The organism is Arachidicoccus ginsenosidivorans, from assembly GCF_007971385.1.
In the GTDB taxonomy this organism is placed as follows: domain Bacteria; phylum Bacteroidota; class Bacteroidia; order Chitinophagales; family Chitinophagaceae; genus Arachidicoccus; species Arachidicoccus ginsenosidivorans.
Window position 1 is genome coordinate 503171 of the sequence record NZ_CP042434.1, and the last position, 13655, is coordinate 516825.

At 41.0% G+C, this 13655-nt stretch carries 14 protein-coding genes, 1 pseudogene and 1 riboswitch; of the genes and pseudogenes, 6 read left to right on the forward strand and 9 right to left on the reverse strand.

Annotation, left to right across the window (positions count from 1 at the left end; all coding sequences use genetic code 11):
- Positions 1 to 30 precede the first annotated feature (30 nt).
- The 6 genes and pseudogenes from rpsR to FSB73_RS23725 form a co-directional block, all read right to left on the reverse strand.
- A complete protein-coding gene (gene rpsR / locus FSB73_RS01935) occupies positions 31 to 297 on the reverse strand; it encodes a 30S ribosomal protein S18 (protein WP_091397181.1) in 267 nt (88 codons plus the stop codon).
- Between the two features lie 3 nt (positions 298 to 300).
- On the reverse strand, positions 301 to 657 hold the full coding sequence (gene rpsF, locus FSB73_RS01940; RefSeq protein ID WP_146779905.1) for a 30S ribosomal protein S6: 357 nt from the start codon (positions 655 to 657) through the stop codon (positions 301 to 303).
- A gap of 177 nt (positions 658 to 834) precedes the next feature.
- Complete coding sequence (gene sucD / locus FSB73_RS01945; RefSeq protein WP_146779906.1) at positions 835 to 1713, reverse strand: succinate--CoA ligase subunit alpha; 879 nt, start codon at positions 1711 to 1713, stop codon at positions 835 to 837.
- Positions 1714 to 1916: 203 nt separating this feature from the next.
- Complete coding sequence (locus tag FSB73_RS01950; protein WP_146779907.1) at positions 1917 to 2873, reverse strand: fatty acid desaturase; 957 nt, start codon at positions 2871 to 2873, stop codon at positions 1917 to 1919.
- A 121-nt stretch (positions 2874 to 2994) separates the two neighbouring features.
- Complete coding sequence (locus FSB73_RS23720; RefSeq protein ID WP_394344833.1) at positions 2995 to 3543, reverse strand: 4Fe-4S dicluster domain-containing protein; 549 nt, start codon at positions 3541 to 3543, stop codon at positions 2995 to 2997.
- Between the two features lie 42 nt (positions 3544 to 3585).
- A pseudogene (locus FSB73_RS23725) lies at positions 3586 to 4400 on the reverse strand (LUD domain-containing protein); the annotation flags it as partial.
- A 489-nt stretch (positions 4401 to 4889) separates the two neighbouring features.
- Between FSB73_RS23725 and FSB73_RS01960 the strand changes: the two are divergent.
- Positions 4890 to 6344, forward strand: a complete 1455-nt coding sequence (locus tag FSB73_RS01960) for an NADP-dependent isocitrate dehydrogenase (RefSeq protein ID WP_225974378.1) — start codon at positions 4890 to 4892, stop codon at positions 6342 to 6344.
- 218 nt (positions 6345 to 6562) lie between these two features.
- Here the strand turns inward: FSB73_RS01960 and FSB73_RS01965 are convergent, their stop codons facing one another.
- Positions 6563 to 7543: an aldo/keto reductase gene (locus FSB73_RS01965; protein ID WP_146779908.1), complete on the reverse strand. Its 981-nt coding sequence runs from the start codon at positions 7541 to 7543 to the stop codon at positions 6563 to 6565.
- A gap of 282 nt (positions 7544 to 7825) precedes the next feature.
- Between FSB73_RS01965 and FSB73_RS01970 the strand changes: the two genes are divergently transcribed.
- The 3 genes from FSB73_RS01970 to FSB73_RS01980 all read left to right on the forward strand — a co-directional run bounded on the left by FSB73_RS01970 (position 7826) and on the right by FSB73_RS01980 (position 10192).
- Positions 7826 to 8284 carry a DUF2269 family protein gene (locus FSB73_RS01970; protein ID WP_146779909.1) on the forward strand — a complete coding sequence of 153 codons (459 nt, stop codon included), beginning with the start codon at positions 7826 to 7828 and terminating at the stop codon, positions 8282 to 8284.
- Between the two features lie 366 nt (positions 8285 to 8650).
- A complete protein-coding gene (locus FSB73_RS01975) occupies positions 8651 to 9541 on the forward strand; it encodes an NAD-dependent epimerase/dehydratase family protein (protein WP_262712590.1) in 891 nt (296 codons plus the stop codon).
- A gap of 78 nt (positions 9542 to 9619) precedes the next feature.
- Complete coding sequence (locus FSB73_RS01980; protein ID WP_158639372.1) at positions 9620 to 10192, forward strand: Crp/Fnr family transcriptional regulator; 573 nt, start codon at positions 9620 to 9622, stop codon at positions 10190 to 10192.
- Positions 10193 to 10327: 135 nt separating this feature from the next.
- Here FSB73_RS01980 and bioB read toward each other — a convergent pair whose 3' ends face one another.
- Positions 10328 to 11479, reverse strand: coding sequence for a biotin synthase BioB (gene bioB / locus FSB73_RS01985; RefSeq protein WP_146779911.1), 1152 nt, complete (start codon positions 11477 to 11479; stop codon positions 10328 to 10330).
- Between the two features lie 325 nt (positions 11480 to 11804).
- Positions 11805 to 11908, forward strand: a riboswitch (SAM-I-IV-variant riboswitch).
- Between the two features lie 62 nt (positions 11909 to 11970).
- On the opposite strand from bioB, the gene FSB73_RS01990 reads away from it, so the two are divergent.
- Positions 11971 to 12231 carry a hypothetical protein gene (locus FSB73_RS01990; protein WP_146779912.1) on the forward strand — a complete coding sequence of 87 codons (261 nt, stop codon included), beginning with the start codon at positions 11971 to 11973 and terminating at the stop codon, positions 12229 to 12231.
- A 124-nt stretch (positions 12232 to 12355) separates the two neighbouring features.
- Here the strand turns inward: FSB73_RS01990 and FSB73_RS01995 are convergent, their stop codons facing one another.
- Entirely contained in the window at positions 12356 to 12643 is a 288-nt protein-coding gene (locus FSB73_RS01995; RefSeq protein WP_146779913.1) for a hypothetical protein, read from the reverse strand.
- 387 nt (positions 12644 to 13030) lie between these two features.
- On the opposite strand from FSB73_RS01995, the gene FSB73_RS02000 reads away from it, so the two are divergent.
- A complete protein-coding gene (locus FSB73_RS02000; protein WP_146779914.1) occupies positions 13031 to 13612 on the forward strand; it encodes a hypothetical protein in 582 nt (193 codons plus the stop codon).
- The last annotated feature ends 43 nt before the right edge of the window (positions 13613 to 13655 follow it).

Genomic DNA, 13655 nt, shown 5'->3' on the forward strand with positions numbered 1-13655 from the left:
AGGAGTTAGGGAAGGTGACTAAATTGAATATTATTTGAACAGATCCGTAACATAAGGCAGTAAAGCCATCTGACGTGCTTTTTTAACAGCATCAGATACTTTGCGCTGATATTTCAGGCTGTTACCAGTCAGACGACGTGGCAGCAATTTACCCTGTTCATTGATGAATTTTTTCAGAAATTCAACATCTTTATAATCGATGTAGCGAATACCGTATTTTTTGAAACGGCAGAATTTCTTTTTGGTCTTCTCCTGCTTGATCGCAGTAAGATACTTGATTTCGTTTGATTTTGCCATAACTTATGCTTCTGCTGCTTTTTCGTTACCGGTTGGTACGCCACTTCTCTTTTTCGCATTGTACTCAACGGCGTATTTGTCGAGACTAGTGATCATGTGACGCAGTACCTGGTCGTCACGTAAAAATTGGATTTTAAGCTTCTCATTGAAGTCGGATGGCGCACTGTACTCCAGAACCCAGTAAAGGGCAGTTGTTTTTTTCTGGATGGGATACGCCAGTGATTTAAGACCCCAGGGATTGCTGTGCGTTACAGTACCACCATTTTCAGTAAGAAAATCAGTGTATTTTTTCTGAGCAGCTTTGAATTCATCCTCAGAAAGCACAGGGGTTAAAATCACCATCAATTCGTAATTGTTCATTACCCTGAATTTGTTTTTGTTAAAAAATTAAATTTAAGGGTGCAAAGGTAGCTATTCCTAAGGACATTCTCAAAATAAAGATTTCAAAAGCGTTTCGATTTAGCAGTTGCTTAAATCAATAAACGCACCTTTTCAGGTGCGTTTATAAAGTTATAATATCTATCTATTTGATAATCATTATTTAGATTTATTTAATAGCGCGGCCAGCGTTTTTCCGATATCTGCAGGGCTATCCACAACCGTTACGCCATTTTCTGCCAGGATCTTCATTTTGGCGGCAGCTGTATCATCTGCACCACCAATAATAGCCCCTGCATGGCCCATTCTACGACCTGCCGGTGCCGTTTGACCGGCAATAAAGCCCACCACTGGTTTTCTATTATTCTGATTGATCCACTTAGCAGCATCTGCTTCCATAGATCCGCCAATTTCACCTATCATGATAATCGCATCTGTTTGATCATCATTCATTAAGAGTTCAACAGCCTCTTTAGTTGTGGTGCCGATAATTGGGTCTCCACCAATACCAATGGCAGTAGAGATACCAAGACCTGCTTTTACAACCTGATCTGCAGCCTCATAGGTCAGCGTACCTGATTTGGATACGATACCTACCTTACCTGCCTTAAAAATAAAGCCGGGCATAATGCCTACTTTCGCTTGTTCCGCTGTTATAACGCCAGGACAATTGGGTCCGATCAGTCTTGCAGTTTTGCCTTCCAGAAAACTTTTAACTTTAACCATATCCTGAACGGGAATGCCTTCCGTTATACAAACGATGAGTTCAATGCCTGCATTAGCCGCCTCAAAAATAGCATCCGCTGCAAAAGCCGGCGGTACAAATATGATACTTACGTCAGCTCCAGTCGCTTTAACCGCATCAGCTACCGTATTAAAAACCGGACGATCCAGGTGGGTTTGGCCACCTTTTCCCGGGGTAACGCCGCCTACGACCTGCGTGCCATATTCCAGCATCTGTGTCGCATGGAATGTGCCTTCTGTACCTGTAAAGCCTTGTACAATTACTTTTGAGTCCTTATTTACTAATACTGACATTGCAATATATTTATTGATTATGGATGTGCAAATTTAACGCAAAGACATTAGACCATCAAACCAATTCACGGGAATTTAGCTTTGAATGGCAATAATCAAGCGCTGCACCTTACCGGGTGTTATTAATAATGCATAAAAAAAGTAGCCGTTGCAGATCTTATAGGAAAGATCTGCAACGGCTGCTTAACAAATAAACTGCCTTCTTATTTGGTTTTACCTCTTTTATCCCTGGCCATTCTGGAATAAACCGATAGACTGGGATCAAATAAGAATTTCAATAGTAATTTGGTGTAGGATTTATGAGATCCTAAATTTTCATAATATTCCGGGGCTTCCTGATGTAATTTAGGCAACTGATTCCAGGGAACAGATGGAAAATCATGATGTTCATTATGATAACCTACATTTAGGTTAACAACGTTCAACGGACCGTAATAGCTTTTGGTTTCCTGTTTGCCATGGGTCAGAAAATGCTCTTGGACCCAGCGAGCTCCAAGCGGATGAAGTCCTACCGAGAAAAAGAAACTGACTAACTGGTATAAGATCGCCATCCATCCCCAAAAATAGACCAAGGTGGCTACGTAAGCAATCTGGATCAACCAGTTTAAAATCGTCATGCCATCAAGGGCTTTTATTTCTTTACTCATTCTGGCAAGCCTCGTGGCCTGGACGATGGGATAAAACAAAAGCCAGAGTCCCTTGCCGATGGTAGAGTTACCGACAAGTTTAGCCTCCCACTCTCCTGGCATATCTGCGTCGAGGTTTACAATTCCCTGGAAAGCGTGATGTTTCAGATGGTATTTTTTAAAGGAGATAGAGCTGGCAAATACCAAGGGTAAGTTCGCAATCAGACTGGCCATGGTATTCAGGGCCCTGTTTTTAAAGATCAGATTGTGTGAACACTCATGTACACATACAAATAAGGTATGATCTATAAAAGCGCCAATGCAATAAGCTGCCAGCAGCATCCAGTACCAGGCCACATCTTTCAGCCAATAAGCCAACATGGTCTGCAAGGCGACACAAAACAAAATAATAATAAAGGTAACTCTGTTGCGTCCGATAAAGTTTCTGATCCCAGGGTGTTTTTGGATAATTTCTTTGGTCCGAAGCTTATGTGGTTCGCACTCATCTGACCAGGAAAACGCTTTGTTTTTCATTAATTTAAAAATATGGAGTTATGGAGAAATTTAGTTGGATTCTTTAGTTGGATTTAATGATAAGATTTAATAAGTTTTACAATTTTATACTATATAAGTTGTTAAATACTAATTCTTTTTTTTATTTTGTTGAGGTTGCTTCCGATTTACCCTTCATCCTCTGCTGCTGTTTCCAGGATTCATTGAAAGTCTTTTGACTAAAATTCAGCGCTCCTCTGTATTCAGTCCAGTCCGTAAAAATCCGGTTAACCATTTTATTTTTTAGTTGCCCATTTCCTAAATTCATTAAACGGCGATGCAGGCTTACTGTCTTCCAGGCCTTCCAGGCCATTTTCTCGGCCATAGTATTATCTCCTTCCTTAACTGCTTCATGACGATTGATCAACAGTAGTTCGTGAATATCGATTCTAACCGGACAGACTTCGGTACAATTGCCACAAAGTGAAGAAGCATAACTCAAGTGGTTATATTCTTTCATGCCTTTTAAATGGGGCGTAATAACTGAACCAATTGGCCCGCTATAAGTAGTCTCATAGGCATGGCCACCAATATTTTTATAAATCGGACAGGCATTCAGGCAGGCACCGCATCTGATACAATATAGCGCCTGTCTGGATTCGGGCTTTTTAAGCATATTGGTTCGGCCATTATCCAGCAAAATCACATACATTTCCTCGGGGCCGTCTGTCTCATTTGCTTGTTTTGGCCCCGTGATCAATGTATTATAGGAGGTTACCTTCTGCCCCGTACCAAAGGTGGAGAGCATAGGCCAAAACAAGGACAAATCCTGCAAAGTCGGAATCACCTTTTCGATGCCCACAACAACAATATGGGTTTTAGGGAAAGCGGTGGTAAGTCTTGCATTGCCTTCATTTTCAGTAATAGCGATTCCCCGATGTCAGCAATTATAAAATTAGCCCCCGTAATGCCCACCTCAGCTTGGGTAAACTTGTCTCGCAATTGATGACGGGCAAAAATAGTGAGTTGCTCAGGAGGCATATTTGCCGGCGCACCCAGTTTATCGGTAAATAGCCGGGCAATCTGCTCTTTGTTTTTATGCATGGCCGGCGTCACAATATGATAAGGCGGTTCGCCGTCAAGTTGCTGGATATATTCTCCCAGGTCCGTCTCCACGCTCTCGATACCATTTTGCTGTAAAAAAGCATTCAGATGGATCTCTTCTGTCACCATGCTTTTACTCTTTACGACCGTCTTACACTCTTTTAATTGGCAAATCTCTCCGATTGCAGCCAAGGCCTGGGCCGTATCTTCTGCCCACAAGACTTTGGCGCCTCTGGACGAAATCTGCTTTTCAAAATTAAGTAAAGACTCGTCAAGATGTTCCACAGCCTGCCATTTGGCATTTTTGGCTAATTGACGGGCGCTTTCAATATCATAAAATTGCGTCTTGCCTCTGGGTACAGCCGCATTGTATTTGGATATATTAAAATTGATGGTCTGGCGATGGCTCATATCGCCAGCTTTCACGGCCGCTTTGGCCATAAATGATGCTGCTTGTTCGTTCATCGGGTACTTGTTCACTCACTTTACGGTTCACTCACTGGAGCGCGATCTATATAATAACAATAGAACGCTTTTAATTCTCGCTCAAGATACAAAAATCTGAAAAAATCGGGCCTAATTTCTCTAATCTGAAAAAAATAACAACAACTCAGACAATGAAACGACCTGAAGACAGCAAAAAACACATTTTCTACCCCAAAGAAATGGGTCAAATATGTCATACATATTATAATGCCTGGCCTTAAAATCTTCGGGTTAGGGATCAAAACACAAAGCGGCCAATTTTCTACTAAATTGGTGGATTTTAGCGCTTTCTGGCCTCAAAATTATAGTATATTGTCCATGATATAATAGAATTATAGCAGTCCTTTAACACTTACACCCGCTTTTATCCTAATAGAAACGTTTGCGTTTTAACATGAAAGTCTTTCAAGTTCAAGTAACTTTGCTGCTTCTTATTAAAATATATCACAATATTACAATTAATACATCATGATTGAAATAGCTGTAGCAAAAGGTGACGGAATCGGTCCGGAGATTATGGAGGCGGTTCTACACATTTTTAAGGCTGCCGGTGCCCCATTAAACTATCAGTTTGTTGAAATGGGTAAATGGGTATTTGATAAAGGATTTGGCAATGGAATGACCCCGGAAGCTAAATCTACCATAGAGCAATTGGGCATCCTTTTCAAAGGCCCTATGGAAACCCCAAAAGGGAAAGGCGTCAAAAGCATAAATGTTACTGCCAGAAAAACCTGGAACACCTATGCAAACAAAAGAACCTTCCAGACCTTGCACGGCGTAAACACCGTATTTAGCAAAGCTGGTATTCCAATTGACTTAACGGTTGTACGTGAAAATATTGAAGATACTTATGGAGGAATCGAGCATCAGTTAACAGAGGATGTGGCCATTAGCCGTCGTATTATTACCCGTCCTGGCAGTGAACAGGTTATCCGCTACGCTTTTGAAATGGCCCGCCAGAAAAAAGCGCGTCGTGTGACTTGTGTTCATAAAGCCAATATCATGAAGATCACAGACGGCATGTTCTTAAACACCTTTCATAAGATCGCACAGCAATACCCTGAGCTGACAGTAGATGACATCATCGTAGATGACCTTTGCATGAAAATGGTTACACGACCCGAGTCTTTTGATGTACTGGTACTAACCAATCTGCAAGGTGATATCGTCAGTGACCTTTGTGCAGGACTGATAGGCGGTCTGGGCTTTGCACCAAGTGCTAATATCGGAGACAATATCTGTATTTTTGAGGCCGTTCATGGTACTGCACCTGACATAGCTGGTAAAAATATAGCCAACCCCACCGCTCTTCTGCTAAGTGGTATTGCCATGTTGCAACACCTGGGGCTTAACGCCACAGCTGCTAAAATAGAAAATGCACTTTTATATACCTTAGAACAGGGATTCCATACAGGAGATTTTGGTGATAAGGCTACCGCTGCGCTGAACACCACAGCATTTGCAGAAAAAATCATTGCGCATTTTGGTAAAACACCTAAAACTGGCGCAAAAACAGCCGTTGCGGACCAACCCATTAAAATTGAAGTGCCTCAATTACAGGAAAACCTGCTGCTACATGCTAAAGAGCCCGTCACTAAAACACTGGCTGGTGTAGATTTCTTTATTGATAGCACCGCTCAGCCAGGTGAAATCGCTGCATTGGCTCAAAAATACAGTACAGCAGACCTGCCATTGATTAATATCAGTAACCGTGGTACGCAGGTTTGGCCGGAAGGCAGCAAATTTACCGTACTGGTGGATAATTATACGCTGCGTTTTGAAGCGACTGAAGGTCAGGCGGTTACTCAGCAGACGATTATTGACCTTTATACAAAGCTTGCGAACGAGTTTCAGATAACTTCTGTGGAAACCCTCCTTGAAATCAACGGCCAGAAAGTATACAGCCTGGCCCAAGGTCAGTAACCAGGGCATTAATAAATATGACTTAACCATCGTTAAGCAACATCATATAAATAAAAACGCTGTCTGTATTACAATACAGACAGCGTTTTTATTTATTGTATAACAGTAGGTATTGGAAATTATAGATTCGGTTTTGACCTAATCGCTTCAGATTACCTATCCTTACTTTCTGTAATCCTATCGCTAATCTAAATCTGGTCCCACTGTAATAATACTACCTACTTCTCATTATTGTAGGTCATTTTACCTGACAGTTCCGTTAACCGATCAATATCTTCTTGTTCAATCCTTGCGGCCAGATCCGGCACAGAGGCAAGTATATCCAGATGCGCCTCTTTGGTGGCACTGGACAAGGGCGCACCAACCATGGGGGTGAATAGTAGCCAGGCCATGGCTACAGCCGCAGGCGTCGTTTGATATTTATCTGCCAGCTGCTGCAAAACATCTACAATCATTAATCCCTCAGGTGTCAGATATTTTTTTACATGTAATCCCCGGATACTTTGTTCCAGATCTGATATGGTGTGGTATTTGCCCGTCAGAAAACCACCAGCCAGTGACCAGTAAGGAAAAACCGTTAGGTTGTAATGAGCAGCTATTTGCTGCAGGTCGCTATCATATCCTGCCCGTTCCACCAGGTTATAATGCGGTTGCAACGCCTGATAAGCAGGGTAGCTTCCTGTTTTAGCCAGTTCCAATGAAGCTTTCAATCTATCTGCAGGCACATTTGAGGCCGCTATATAACGCACTTTGCCAGCGTCAATTAACTGTTTAAAAGCCCCCAGCGTTTCTTCTAGCGGCACTTCCCCTGTATCAATATGGTTATAATACAGGTCAATGGCGTCCACCTGTAATCTTTTAAGGGAATCCTCAGCTGCCCTACGGATATAATCTGCCTTTAATCCCTTCCTGCCATCTTTAAAATCCCAACCAACTTTTGTGGCAATCACAATTTTATCCCTGTTGCCTCTGGCTCGGATCCATTTACCAATGATCGTTTCAGATTCTCCGCCTTTGTTATTAGGGCCACCCCATACAGAATACACATCTGCTGTATCAATAAAATTAAAGCCCCTTTCCACAAAGCCATCCAAAATTTTAAAGGATTCCTGCTCACTCAGCGTCCAGCCAAATACATTGCCACCCAGATTAATGGGCATCACCTTTAATGCTGAATCGCCAATTTGAATACTATGCATAATTATTGATTTTTTTATTTTGATTTTAAACAAAGCCTTTAAAAAAGGACCTTAAAGGTAAATGAGATCGCCCAAAACCTACTGTCATTAAAATGTTATAACTCGATTTACCAAAAGATAGCCAGTTTCGGTAAATGATTCGGCGAGCGTTTAGGCGAGTGGTTTGGCTAATTTTCAGGATCTATTGACCTTTGTTTTATAGTGGCAGCACAAACAGCAAGTTGCTGAACAATCGAGCTTAATTGGCCCAGTAATAACCTGGTTTAAAATATACAATAGACAATGATTACCATTTATGCAATCCTAAAATCTGTACATATCCTGATGGCAATTATGGCCTTGGGTGCCAATCTAAGCTATCCCTTATGGCTCTATATCGGGCATAAAAACCAGAAATATCTGCCTTTTGCTTTAAATGGCATCAAGATGCTGGATGACTATATGGCCAATCCGGCCTATATACTTAGTCTGTTTACCGGTTTAGGCCTATGTTGGTATATGCACTTAAATCCATTTACAGCGTTTTGGCTCTGGGGCTCTTTGATATTATATGCATTGGCGGCAGGCACTGGCATTGCCATATACAGTCCGCTACTCAAAAAGCAGATTGCCGCCCTTGAAAGTGCAGGCAAAGACAGCCCCCTTTACCAAAGGCTAAATAAAAAAGGAATTTATACTGGCATTTTTATATTTCTGTTAGCCTTTGCCATCATTTTACTCATGGTAGCGAAGCCTGCATAATAATTTAATCATGCAATAACTTTTTGATCACTGGTCAAGTGCCTTTGACATGCCCAAATGATCAATGCTCAAGCAAAACGGACTATTCAACTCCATTGAATAGTCCGTTCCCGTTTAACCCCCAGTTTCCCCCCTCCCTTCAACATGTTATCTCAGCCACCCTGCTTCAACTACAGGTAGACACAGCACTCAAAACATCCACAGATAATCTACAGAACGCCACCTTACATTTCTTACCAAATGGTAATTGTGAACTCCTGCAACTTCCAGTTCTTTGTGTATAACAATAAAAAATAAACAGCAAACAATGAACAATCAAAAGTATTACTGACAGGCATCACTGGATTTTTAGGTTCACATACCGCCATTCAGCTTCTAAACAAGGGCTATCTCGTTACCGGAACTTTGCGAGATAAAAACAGGATTAATTCCATCCGGGAAATCATTGGACAACACACGCCCAACGTGCACAACCTGACTATTGAGGTAGCTGACCTAGATGATAGTAAGGTCTGGAAAAAATTAGTCCAAAATATGGACTTTATCCAGCATATTGCCTCCCCTTTTCCACGGATACTACCCAAACATGAAAATGAGCTTATCCTGCCCGCCAAAAACGGCACATTAAATATCCTCAAAGCCGCCAGTGAGGCAAAAGTAAAACGAGTGGTTATGGTATCTTCCTTAGCCGCCGTCATATACGGTAAGTCAAAAAAAGACCGTAATAACGTATTTAATGAAGCGGACTGGACCGATGAAACCAATAAACAGGATACGGCGCCTTATATGAGGAGTAAAACCATCGCAGAAAAAGCGGCCTGGGAATACCTTGAGCAAAATAATACTGGATTGGAGCTGACAACCGTATTACCTGGAGCGATATTAGGCCCTGTCCTTGAAAAAGACTTTGGCACATCCGCTAACATTGTGATTAGTATTCTAAACGGCAGTTTACCTGCCACCCCAAAAATCGGATTTGATATTATAGATGTCCGCTCTGTGGCCGAGTTACTTATACTGGCCATGGAAATGCCCCAATCTGCTGGTAAAAGGTACATCGCTTCTGCCGGCTATCTAAGTTTTGCGCAAATAGCCAAAATCCTGAAACAACAATATCCAGGAAGGAAAATCTCCACCAGGGAACTGCCCAACTGTGCTACGAGAATATTCTCGTTATATGAGAAAAATCTCAAACCCATTTTACTGGATCTGGGAATAAAAGAAAGACCTATATTTATAAAGCAATCAATGAATTAAATTGGCAGCCACGACCGGTTAATGAAGCCATTATAAGTTGTGCCCAAAGTGTTATTCAAAATAAATAGTCAGGTAAAATTGGAAAAATTAAAATCAATATTAAGTTTTGGCGGGATTCTTTCAAAAGATGAGATTGATTACATCTCCTCCTATTTCACCTATAATAAACTCAAAGCCAATGATCATTTTCTGGAATTTCAAAAAGTGGCGCATGAAATTGCCTTTGTAGAAACTGGGATTCTGCGGGTTTATTCGCTGGATCCTGAGGGCAATGATATAACGAAACATTTTATTTCAGAAAACCAGTTTTTCGTTGACCTGGAGAGTTATTATACAGGGAAGCCTGCTACTGAAGCCTTCCAGGCAGTCGTCGCTTCTGAACTCATGACCATTCATAAAAGTATTATTGAGCAGTTAAGTAATGAGATCCCCAACTTCTATATTTTCATCAAAACTGTTACCGAGGTGGCATTACTAAGTAAAATCAAGAATAATGACTTTTTGCATTTTGGGCATGCCAAAACCAGATACCTGGAATTTATAAAGCGCTATCCATTATTAGTGCAACAAGTTCCCCAACAATATATTGCTTCCTACTTAAAAATAACCCCACAGTCTTTAAGTCGCATCAGAAAAGAATTAACCCAATAAATATCCTCACCAAAAAGCAATACAAAACCAGATAGGTGATCCGCTTAACCGTTAATAGGTGAATACCAAATAGAATCGGACTATTCAAAGTATTGAATAATCCGATTCTATTTAACGTAATGATATCTAACAGTCTTATTCAGATTTTGTTTCTACCAGGGCCTCATCAGAACCGTTGATCGTTCCTGCAGCTTTGGCCAATTCATTGCGCTCAATTTTATGCCCGGGCCTACTCCACTTAGGACGCTCTCCCAGTGCATGTACCTCAGCATCCTTCGCCTCAACAACAGGTCTTTGAGGATGTTTTTCAAAAGGTGCTTGTGGCACGATGCCTAACTGATCAAATAATTGTTTATCCTGATGGATATCCGGATTGGGGGTTGTCAGCAATTTATCGCCTGCAAAAATAGAATTGGCACCCGCCAGAAAGCAAAGGGCCTGGCCTTCTTGTGACATACTGGTTCTGCCTGCAGACAGTCTGACCTGGGTCGTAGGGATAACGATTCTGGCAGTGGCCACCATACGCACCATTTCAAAAATGGAAACGGGCTTTTGATCTTCCAGCGGCGTGCCTTCCACTGCCACCAGTGCATTAATCGGTACACTCTCCGGTTGGGGATACATATTGGCCAGTATACGCAACATATCGCACCTGTCCTCTATTGTTTCGCCCATACCAATAATGCCACCTGAACACACTGTAATGGAAGTCTTGCGTACATTATCAATAGTTTCCAGACGATCTTCAAAGCCTCTGGTAGAAATAACTTCCTTATAATAATCCTCTGAACTGTCTATATTGTGGTTATAGGCATAAAGACCTGCTTCCTCCAAACGCTTTGCCTGATTTTCGGTGAGCATGCCAAGGGTACAACAAACCTCCATATCCAGTTTGGTCACTGTACGAACCATTTCCAGTACCTGGTCAAATTCTTCCCCATCCTTTACATTACGCCAGGCAGCTCCCAGGCACACCCTGGAAATCCCATGTTGTTTTGCACGCAGCGCCTGCGCCTTGACCTGATGGACAGGTAATAGCTCATGAATCTTCACTTCCGTATGATACCTGGCCGCCTGTGGGCAATAGCCACAGTCCTCCGGACAGCCGCCCGTCTTTATAGAAATAAGTGAACTGATCTGCACTTTATTTGGATCGTGATGTTCCCGGTGAACACTAGCCGCTTCATATACTAATTCCAAAAACGGTTTATTATAGAGGGAAAGAATCTGCTGCTTTGTCCAGGTTTTTCTTGTCTGGTTATCGCTAAATGTATGATTGTCTGTCATGGAACAAATGTAGGGAGTTTTGTAATTCAAGACATATATTTTCAACAATTATTCCCATTTAAAAACCTTATATCCATACCGCTTTAAAACCTGAAGCTATATCCCCATGAGCATTTTATTTGTTGTCCCTTGATTAAGTAAAAAAACTACACAAAGCGACTTATATGAGGCGCCAAATATCAGTCACGAAAGAAAATTATGCCAATAATTGAAAAAATATTTCGACATAATTAATTAAATTACAATCATTTAGTTAAAAATAAATTCTATTAGTCTACAATTTTAGTAGATTTATTTGGTCAGCAATTAAAAGGCCCTATTTTTGTATCCGCATCAAGAAGTTAAGCAGTTATTTTTAACGCCAACCGAGCGAGAAAAGCTACGGTGGTCAAAGGATGAGGGTTTTAGAAACCAAAAAAGTTGAAAAGTCCAACGATTTAAACAGCAATTTTCTTTGATGCAATATTTTTTAACTATAAAAATTTATTGCAATGGATTACGAAGTTTTATTACAAGAACAGGCACTATTATTTAAATCAGAGTTTACCAGGCTGCCAGATGAAGAGCTGGTTGCAAGGTTCAATAAGCAGGTCAGGTGTCTGGGCAGAAATACCATCCGTAAAGTTTATCTTGAAGTTTTAAGAGCAGAATTAAGCAAAAGAAATTTTGATAGCAGTATTGTACTCAATAAATGCGGGCTGCGCCTGCATCATAAAGTCAAATTGCAGAATCAAAGGCTGGTGTATGCCTAAAGAAGCTTGAAATAAAGGCCTACGCAACCATTTATTTCAAAAGTTTTCATCCATTTGTATAGGAACTACTCTGTAATGGAGTGGTTCCTTTTTCGATGACAACAGCCGCAACTCCGCCCCAAATCTAATCCTGCAGCACACCTGTTACGATTATCCTTTTCTCTCCATCATACGGATTATGGGCCGTTATATGAATATGTTGAATTGAAAAAGTAAAAAGCAAGGTATTTTCTTTAAATTGATCACCTACGTGCAAGGCTGGATAATGATCAGATAATATGTGTTGTAAAAATGCCCTGGCAAACCCGAGTCTTGGATGTGCAGGTTCACTATCCTGCTGCTCAATGAATACATCTGCAGGATAAACATCTCTATTTCTGGTAATGGTTTTTAATTGTATGGTTGCTTGCATAATGGTATGATTCAATTTTATTTTTAATGCTTGCTTAAAATCCCACCCTACCAAAGATACAAAAAGTAAGGGTAAAACTATTTTGGCCGTTTTGATCTGGCGTCTATCCATTTGTATATAAATTTTCAATAATATCACTTAAGCTAATAGCTACCTATTGCTCTTGGGACGCCATAATGGCAAAACATAAAGGTTCAGTGCCTGTTTTTCTTATAAAAAAGGATTCAACGAATATATTTGCGGCAAGCGCCTTAAAGATGTGGCCATGCGCCTGCCAGCGTTGTTGATTTAGCCAAATTAACCATCACTTTTCTTATTAATAAAAAAATCTTTATATTTAGGAGTATAATTCTTAAACTATTTTATATATTTTTATATATTGCCCTCATGTATCGTAAAACAACCACCATACTTCTATTTGCAGTGCTGCTTTTATCACTTGGTTGCGGCCAGGCAGAAAGAGAGAAAAAACTGGCCGCCCGCGAAAAACAGGTCATGGAACAGCAACAAGAGTTAATATTAAAGGCCAATGAACTGGCATTAAAAGAAGACCAGCTCCATAAACTGGCCAAAAGCCTGGATAGCGCCCATGTCATTGAGGATTCACTTAAAGTGAAGTTTCCTCAACTGCCTGGTAAATGGAACGTCAGTATGGTTTGTTCGGTAGCCACCTGCTCGGGCTCTGCCGTTGGAGATACAAAAACGGAACAATGGACTTTTTCTATTGCTGGTAGTTCAGTAATTGCCCAGGCTTTTACAAAAAATGTGTTAAGTCGGGTCTATGTGGGTCAATATAAAGATGGTTTATTGCAATTGACGGCACAATCTGCAGATACGACACTTAACAGCAACACGCAGATTAATGTATTTTTAAGACAAATGAATGATTCTTTAACCCTTGGCGGAAAAAGAAGCATAATCCGGCCCGACTGCCAGATCATCTACAACCTGACCATGAAAAAGCAGTAAATCCACCTTTGGTTTACCCGGCAAACATCACCTTTAAAACCAT

Bases quoted from the DNA above. Each gene is read 5' to 3' on its own strand.
- FSB73_RS01990 (WP_146779912.1), top strand. From the start codon at position 11,971: ATGGATTACGAAGTTTTATTACAAGAACAGGCACTATTATTTAAATCA.
- FSB73_RS01970 (WP_146779909.1), top strand. From the start codon at position 7,826: ATGATTACCATTTATGCAATCCTAAAATCTGTACATATCCTGATGGCA.
- rpsF (WP_146779905.1), bottom strand. From the start codon at position 657: ATGAACAATTACGAATTGATGGTGATTTTAACCCCTGTGCTTTCTGAG.
- FSB73_RS01950 (WP_146779907.1), bottom strand. From the start codon at position 2,873: ATGAAAAACAAAGCGTTTTCCTGGTCAGATGAGTGCGAACCACATAAG.
- FSB73_RS23720 (WP_394344833.1), bottom strand. From the start codon at position 3,543: ATGTATGTGATTTTGCTGGATAATGGCCGAACCAATATGCTTAAAAAG.
- FSB73_RS02000 (WP_146779914.1), top strand. From the start codon at position 13,031: ATGTATCGTAAAACAACCACCATACTTCTATTTGCAGTGCTGCTTTTA.
- FSB73_RS01960 (WP_225974378.1), top strand. From the start codon at position 4,890: ATGATTGAAATAGCTGTAGCAAAAGGTGACGGAATCGGTCCGGAGATT.
- FSB73_RS01965 (WP_146779908.1), bottom strand. From the start codon at position 7,543: ATGCATAGTATTCAAATTGGCGATTCAGCATTAAAGGTGATGCCCATT.
- FSB73_RS01995 (WP_146779913.1), bottom strand. From the start codon at position 12,643: ATGCAAGCAACCATACAATTAAAAACCATTACCAGAAATAGAGATGTT.
- sucD (WP_146779906.1), bottom strand. From the start codon at position 1,713: ATGTCAGTATTAGTAAATAAGGACTCAAAAGTAATTGTACAAGGCTTT.
- rpsR (WP_091397181.1), bottom strand. From the start codon at position 297: ATGGCAAAATCAAACGAAATCAAGTATCTTACTGCGATCAAGCAGGAG.
- bioB (WP_146779911.1), bottom strand. From the start codon at position 11,479: ATGACAGACAATCATACATTTAGCGATAACCAGACAAGAAAAACCTGG.